The 7,420-nt window shown below is 38.3% G+C and carries 8 protein-coding genes (1 of these 8 cut by a window edge); 2 read left to right on the top strand and 6 right to left on the bottom strand.

Features of this window, described 5'->3' with window-relative positions; genetic code table 11:
- The 3 genes from AC1DDX_RS22370 to AC1DDX_RS22380 all read right to left on the bottom strand — a co-directional run.
- A partial coding sequence (locus tag AC1DDX_RS22370) for a DNA polymerase ligase N-terminal domain-containing protein (RefSeq protein ID WP_477622622.1) occupies positions 1 to 848 on the bottom strand: 848 nt, incomplete at its 3' end.
- Between the two features lie 76 nt (positions 849 to 924).
- The gene (locus AC1DDX_RS22375) at positions 925 to 1,908 is read right to left on the bottom strand and encodes a glycosylhydrolase-like jelly roll fold domain-containing protein (RefSeq protein ID WP_477622623.1); all 984 of its coding nucleotides are present in this window, start codon (positions 1,906 to 1,908) and stop codon (positions 925 to 927) included.
- Between the two features lie 43 nt (positions 1,909 to 1,951).
- Complete coding sequence (locus AC1DDX_RS22380) at positions 1,952 to 3,589, bottom strand: glycosyl hydrolase (RefSeq protein WP_477622624.1); 1,638 nt, start codon at positions 3,587 to 3,589, stop codon at positions 1,952 to 1,954.
- A 174-nt stretch (positions 3,590 to 3,763) separates the two neighbouring features.
- Between AC1DDX_RS22380 and AC1DDX_RS22385 the strand changes: the two genes are divergently transcribed.
- Positions 3,764 to 4,162: a VOC family protein gene (locus tag AC1DDX_RS22385; protein ID WP_216854477.1), complete on the top strand. Its 399-nt coding sequence runs from the start codon at positions 3,764 to 3,766 to the stop codon at positions 4,160 to 4,162.
- 231 nt (positions 4,163 to 4,393) lie between these two features.
- Here the strand turns inward: AC1DDX_RS22385 and AC1DDX_RS22390 are convergent, their stop codons facing one another.
- The 3 genes from AC1DDX_RS22390 to AC1DDX_RS22400 all read right to left on the bottom strand — a co-directional run bounded on the left by AC1DDX_RS22390 (position 4,394) and on the right by AC1DDX_RS22400 (position 6,502).
- Entirely contained in the window at positions 4,394 to 4,522 is a 129-nt protein-coding gene (locus AC1DDX_RS22390; protein ID WP_288879286.1) for a hypothetical protein, read from the bottom strand.
- Positions 4,519 to 5,646 (bottom strand): TlpA disulfide reductase family protein, encoded by a 1,128-nt coding sequence (locus AC1DDX_RS22395; protein WP_337716170.1) that lies wholly within the window; start codon positions 5,644 to 5,646, stop codon positions 4,519 to 4,521. The genes AC1DDX_RS22390 and AC1DDX_RS22395 overlap by 4 nt, the downstream gene beginning before the upstream one ends.
- Positions 5,647 to 5,761: 115 nt before the next feature.
- Positions 5,762 to 6,502, bottom strand: a complete 741-nt coding sequence (locus AC1DDX_RS22400; RefSeq protein ID WP_172662848.1) for a PRC-barrel domain-containing protein — start codon at positions 6,500 to 6,502, stop codon at positions 5,762 to 5,764.
- Between the two features lie 119 nt (positions 6,503 to 6,621).
- On the opposite strand from AC1DDX_RS22400, the gene AC1DDX_RS22405 reads away from it, so the two are divergent.
- A protein-coding gene (locus tag AC1DDX_RS22405; RefSeq protein ID WP_477622625.1) for a 3-keto-disaccharide hydrolase crosses the window boundary here: on the top strand, positions 6,622 to 7,420 show its 5' portion. It continues 29 nt past the right edge of the window; only the first 799 of its 828 coding nucleotides appear in the window; the start codon lies at positions 6,622 to 6,624; its stop codon lies off the right edge, out of view.

Genomic DNA, 7,420 nt, shown 5'->3' on the forward strand with positions numbered 1-7,420 from the left:
GGATAAAACTTCTCATTGAATTGCTTATTGTTCCTTGAAAGCAGTTGTACATCCCCATTCTTCAGGCAATACCCCAATGATCGATAACCATCCCATTTGACCTCATAAATCCAATTGGGATCATCAAAAGGCTCATCTACTAGTGTAGCAAGCATTGGCTTCATACCAATCGGGATTTTAGATTTCTTGGCTTTTTTCAATAAAGTTTTGACGTCAGTAGAGATTTCAATGGACTCTACCTGTTCATGGCCATTTTGCCAGACCTTATCGCTCGTCTTTTCGACTTGTTTAATCGTCTTTTCCGAAAGTACGGATTTGTCTTTTTTAGTAATATCAGTTGTAGAAGCATAATCGTCTTTATGCTTAATTAGCAGCCAGCCATTCTCTCCCATCCCGTTTGTCTTCACCAGAGCATATTCTCCTTTTAATTTGCTGCCATGAAGTATTATTTTGAGCGAGCCGGAATGCAACTGTTCCAGTAAATATTTCTCCTGCGCCTTTTTACCCCTGATCTTTTCAATGGGTTCATAAGTTCCCTGATCCCAGACAATTACGGTACCCCCTCCATACTCCCCTTTCGGGATAATGCCTTCGAAATTTTTGTAGTCAAAAGGATGATCTTCTACCATCATTGCCAGACGCTTGGTTTTTGGGTCTGTTGAGGGACCTTTGGGAATAGCCCAGCTTTTCAGCACGCCATTCATTTCCAACCGGAAGTCATAGTGCAGGCGAGTAGCATCATGTTTTTGAATTACAAACTGAAGTTTTCCCGATGTTTTTGCTTTACCCGAGTTAGGCTCGGATGTTTTATTAAAATCACGTTTTTTATGATACTGTTTTAAGCTCATGATCTAAGGTTTGCCAATATTTAACACTTATAGCGAACCAAAGTTTTTAATCATATGAATACAACTGTTTTTATAACTAATAATAAGGTGTTATTGAAACAGGACCAGTAAGTCCAGAAGGCATAACCTTCCAGGATGAAGCGTCAAAATCCTTATAATTAATATTCACAAAGTTAATCTCATGATAATTCTTCCATTTGATTTTCTTAATATCCATATCTCTAATGCGGTTAGCCATCAAATTCACAACTTCTATTTTAATCGTATTTTTGCCAGGGATCAGAAATTTTCCTATCCGGGCCTGAAAGGGAATACTCCATATAATGCCAACTTCCTTTCCGTTTATCCATACCCTGGCACTTTCGTTTACCTTACCTAAATCCAAGACATATTCCTTTGCAGACTTTGATTCTATGTTAAAGGTAGATGAATATACCCCCGTTCCCGCAAATGCAATTGACTTTGGGTCGCCTGAATCAGTCCAGGAGCGTAAAGTGTTTAATGTTTGATCTGGAGGCAATTCAGGGCCTCCCTTAGTAAAATGGAGAATCCATTGCTTATTAAGGGCTATTGCTTTTTCTGGCTTGTCCAAATATACCCAATAGCTAGCCGTTGTTTTAGGGCTCTTATCAACTCTTAAAAAAAGAGTTTGGCCTGAGCTTATCTGAATCCGTACTTTGTTTTCTTTTTTAGTTGCGGTCCCGATAACTTCTGTCTGTGGATCAAGGATAGTGACATACCCTTTTTCATTGAGTGAAAGGGTTGTATCAATCAATTTGGAACTGTGATTTACCAAATAATAATATTTTCCGGATGCAATTTGTCTTCTGGTAAACTCCAGACCTGAATCGACAAGCGTTTCTCTTTTGATTCTATTGAAGTTTAAAATTTCTTCAATATTATTTCCAAGAAAGATAATGCCTTTTCCAGTAACATATTGTTTAAAACCGGGGGCTGAATTCTTGAATGTTAGTTTTGAAAGGCTTGCTTTCAACATTTTTCTTCGCTCTTCCAAATCAGATAAACCGGGAACATCCTTGGGCAACTGCTGAAAAATCACAATAGCTCCATTGTAAGCTAACCCGATAATTTTGTCTAGCGTCTCAGGATTTGCCGATTTTTGAAAGCTGCTTACACAGCTTGTAAAATGAGGTTGGATGTAACCATTTATCTACATCATGAACTTTTAAGGTCATTTCCATACCTTTTGAATTATTCCAGACATCATAAATGGGCCAATAGATAAGTAACTCATTGTCTGGTTTTCCACTTTGTAATATGGACTGACATCTGGCTATATAATCGTTCAAACCTTTGGCTTGCGGCCACAGGCTATTATTTGGATTCATTTCTACCGAGGCATAGAATAACCATCCAGGCCAAGGAATATTCGATGGTGAGTTTGTTGTTCCATGATAAAATATATGGTTGATACCCGAAAGAAATAGTTGCTCAACCTCGGGTTTGCACTGCGAAAAAGAAGTTTTGAAATGCTCGGTAAGCCATGTGAACGTTTCTGAGGAAATTAATGTTTTGCCACCTGTATTCGCTGCTGAGGAAGCAAATTTGCTCATTATTGGATCTGGGTCAACATTTCTAATGTCGCCAGAATCTCTGCGGAGGCCCACGATGGGAAAATAGCTGGAGCCGAAGATTTCTGTTTCTGGAATATCAACCGCACCATAAAGATCAAGAAGATTTCCAGGGGAACCATGAGATTGATTTTTTGTTAAGGATTTGAGGTTATGGGCCCAGTTTGTCCAGTTTTGAGTGAAATTTTCAAGTAAAAGTTCATCCATCGTCTCACGGTAATCCGACTTCAGACGTGCTACGATTTCTCTTGTGCTGTCATTATTTCCACTGTCTGCAAGTTCGCGAATGTAATTTTCCAGATCATATCCCCGGGCTTTCTTGAAATGAGCTAAGAATGTTGGCGTCCAGCTAGCACCATATACTTCATAGCTATCATTAAAAAAAGCCCTCACTCCCTGTGGTCTTTTCCCAAAAGCATCCGCAAATCTTTTGAGGTAAACATTAACTGAATTGCTGTCGAGATGATCTAAGGTGAATCCCTCGCCTCCTGGTGCTGCACGCTTAACTTTTTGATGTGTTTTACCTGCAAAAGCGGCGTAAATTTCCCAACGTCCAGATGTTGGAGACCAGTTTAGTAGTTTGCTGACTTGTACAAGAGGAAAGAGATTCAATACCTCTCCGCTTTCGCCATAAGCCGTTAAGGCTTGCAGTTCTGCAAGGTCCTGTCCATCTTCTTTAACCGTAATCGGCTCATTTAGCTTTTCTCCTGCATTTAAGGTGAACTTACGGGTAATGAGTTTTGTAGCTGCATTTTCAGGCTTTATGTGGGGTCCTCCGAAAGGCCAGCCAGTACCGGTATTCATATCTACTTCCATTCCCAGTGAATTTGCTCTGGTAACTGTGAAATGAAGTGCTGATAGCCATTCAGGGGAAAGAAAATTGATATACTTGTTCTCATATCCCACTGCTCCGTAAATAGGCGTAATTTCTACACCTCCAAGTCCTGCCTGACTATACTGTTGCAAAACCAATTCAAGATCTTTATCGTTTACTGCATTCCCCATCCACCACCATCTTGTCCATGGTTTCATTTGATTTTCTATAATGGGCCAACCGGCAGGTTTTTCAATTCCAGAAGTTTGGGCGTCTGCAAGATTGAAATTCAGCGAATATAAAAAAGTAAAAAGAATAAATATTTTGGTTTGCATTTGATGGTAATTTGATTAAAAAACTTGTTAAAAAAAACATTTATTCCAAAACTCTTTATCTATGCCTCCAGTAATTACACTTCGTTAAAGTAAAAATTTTACACAAAATCATCAAAATAACTGGTTTCTTTTGTCACATATCCATAAGTTTGGTTAACCAAAGAATATACCTTAATGATGAGAACACAGATCAATGCAGTTACTATTGCAGCTCAAGACTTGCTTAAACTTAAAACATTTTACATAGATACTTTTGGCTGGGAAATCCAGTCTGAAAGCACGGATATTGTTATGTTTAGGCTCAAGCATGGTTTGTTGCTAAGCATTTACCAAGCGGAAGACCATGCTCGTTATTTAGGTAGTGAACCAGTTACAACGGAAATCCTACCTAAAGTTTACCTAACTATCTATACCGGATCTTTAAAAGAAACAGATGAGCTGTTTATGGAGCTGGAAAGTAAACAAGTTAATATTATTAAAAAACCAGCAAAAGTATTTTGGGGTGGGTATGCTGGAATAATAGCCGACCCGGAGCACAATTACTGGGAGATTTGCTTTAACCCATTCATTTAATAGTGGCGTCATTATTAACTTTAATGATATACTCAATATTTTATGGGTTTCCTTAAAAAATGGCTAAAATGAATGTTAATCTAATTCTTTCATGAAAGTGTATTAAATAGTTGATATAAAAATAATTAAATATATTTAATAGAAGTGATTGTAGAGGTGAATTGGAAAACCTTACTTCTTTGTGGTTAGTCAGATATTGAGATAAAAATTATCGTTATTGAGTATGTGAGACTAACAGTAAGCATCTAGCATATTGATATGAAACTCCTGATACCATTTGTCTTTATGAGGTGTAGAGGCCTCATCAATGCCATCTGGAGTTCCCATTAAGAAGAACTTAATTAAAATATTCAGTATCATTTGGTTTTTGAATCCAGCAACTCCAGCAACTTATTCTGCAAATCAGCACCTCGCAAACCTTTGGCAACTATCTTTCCTGAGGGATCTAATAAAAAATTACCGGGTATAGACCTTACACCATATAATTTAGCGACTTCATTATCCCAATACTTAAGATCTGAAACATGTGTCCATGTCAATTTATCATCTTCAATTGCTTTTAACCACGCATCCTTTTTACCTGGCTGATCTAATGAAATACCCAACACAGTAAATCCTTTGTCTTTAAATTTTTCGTAAGCTGCAACCACATTAGGATTTTCGCGGCGGCAGGGCCCACACCATGAAGCCCAGAAGTCTAACAAAACATATTTCCCTTTAAAGTCCGAGAGCTTCACCGGGTTATCATAGATATTATTCTGGGTGAAGTCAGGCGCTTGTGAACCAATTTTAGTCCTTTTTGCAGCAGCAAATAGAACTCCAACTTGCTGGCCGTAGTAAGTTTGACGAATTCCAGACGAGAGATTTTGATACACTTTTTCCGCATCACTTTGTAATGTTTCATCAGAAGCCAACTGTGAAAGCACTGTTAGACTAACGAATGAATTTGGATGCCTACTTGCAAAGTCCAGATATATAGGAAATAACTCAGCGGAAGTGTTGTCATAACGCTTATAGAATCCTTCAAGGAAGGGTTCATCTTTTTTCTGTTCAACAGTGAATTTTGCATATTCTTCTCCAAGCGAAGTAAGTTTATCCTGTACCTTTTTTGACGCCGCTTTAAGCAAATAATTATCTGCATTAACTTTTGATCCATTGATCAGGGAATGTTTTAATGAGTCAGTGCCGGTAAGTTTTATGTTTCCAGGTTCGATATAAAATGATAGTACGTCTACCCTATTTCCCTTAATCGCATCTTTTCTGTAAAGAGTACTTTTTAATGGATCTTTAATGCTCCCATTAAAGTTAAATTTTCCATCAGTAACTATTGCTGAGTCTGCTTTGTTTTTCCCTTCTACACTGTAAGTAAGAAAAAGTTTTTCTCCTGTTCGGAGTCCTTTGATCTCTCCACTAAATGTAAATGGTTGCTGAGCAACAGCTATCAGAGGTAACATGCCGCCAATAAATGATAGTATTTTTTTCATATTAATTGTTCAACTAAATTTGATACAAAACAAATATAAATAAATACTACTAAATTAATAGACTTTATTGAAACTTCCCTTTGAATAGAAAATTTTGGCGTAAAGTAATCTTAACCTATTTATCGTAATGCCGGAAAAGGTCTGTTTCATAATTTTCAGCCATGGGTTGGTCAGGGTCATACTTCGGGCTATTTTTTACCGCTTCCACCGAAACATCTACTTCCACAGACGAGTCTGCCCAACTAACCTCTTTTATCCATTCGGGCGAAAGCAGAACTTTTTTCCCCGGAAACCAGCTACCGGTATCGACAATCAGAAAACGGATTCTCCAATACTCATCGACAATAATATCAGCTACTTTGCCTATCTCTCCATTCGTGGCGTGGATGTGATACCTTTTAACTTCGCTGATGCTGCGCAAATGAGGATCTCCAGGCTCTTTTTTATTACGCGCTGCGATGGACGCCTCTAAAGGCACTCTCGATTCAATCATTCCTGCCATACCCAGTTGCCCATAAAATCCTCCGCCTGTAGGATCGCCGTATGGCCATTCGTAATGGCTGTATAAGGCGAGCTCTTGCTGGCGGGATACAGGCTTTTCTGTATCTATGTCGGGACTCTCTTTAATTTGTTGCTTGGTGAGTTTAATCGGAAAGGACTTGTTTTTCCAATCAGGATCCTTCAAGGCTCCCGGAGAAATAAGTACTTTACGGTCCATTAGCCAACCGCCTGTTTTTACAATGAGGTAACGTATGGTCCAAGTTTCATCATCAAAATAAAACTCATCAACTTTCCCAATTTCTCCGTCGGTAGCACCCATAGTGAAACCGATCAGACTTTTTATATTATGTAGCATAATTTTAGTAATTAGGATTCAATAACTATCTCATTTCATAAAACAATCCAGGTTTGGATTTGTTCATCCACTTTGAATCATAAAAATCTGTATCTTGAATAGATTTAAAATAACCTGATATGAAACTTTTAAAACTCCTGCCGATACTTTTGTTAGGGATATCAGCCCTGGGCTTTACCACGCAAAAGACCCCATCCTGGCAAACGCTTTTTAATGGAAAAGATCTGAAAGAATGGGATACCTACCTGGCTCCCGATTATGATGACTCAGGTAAACCCCTTACAGGTATACCCATTGGTTTAAATAATGACCCTAAGAAGGTATTTACAGTGATAAAACAAGGCGAAGAAAATATCATCCGCATCTCGGGTGAAAGCTGGGGTGCAATCTCTACCAAAAAAGAATATGAGAATTACCATTTACAACTACAGTTTAAATGGGGAAATCTGAAATGGGGACAAAAGAAGAATTCGAACAAAGACAGTGGGTTGCTATATCATTCGGTAGGTAAATATGGGGCTGATTATGGGTCATGGATGCGTTCACAAGAATTTCAGATTGATGAAGGTAACTGTGGCGATTATTGGGGAGTTGCTGGTGGTGCAGCAGATATTCCTGCAATTAAAGAAGGGAAAAACTATACTTATCGTCCGGAAGGAAAGCTTATTAGCTTCCGAGAAGACAGCCAGATCGGTAGATTCTGTAAAAAAATGAGTGATGCAGAAAGACCATCTGGTGAATGGAATACAGTTGATTTATACTGTTATGGAGATACTAGTGTCCATGTGATGAATGGCAAAGTAATGATGGTCCTTTACCGCAACAAGCAAATCGATGACGGAAATGAATCACCACTAAGAAAAGGGAAAATTCAAATACAATCGGAAGGTGCAGAAGTCTATTATAAAGGAATAAAGA

It is taken from the genome of Pedobacter sp. 10L46_2, from assembly GCF_056395165.1.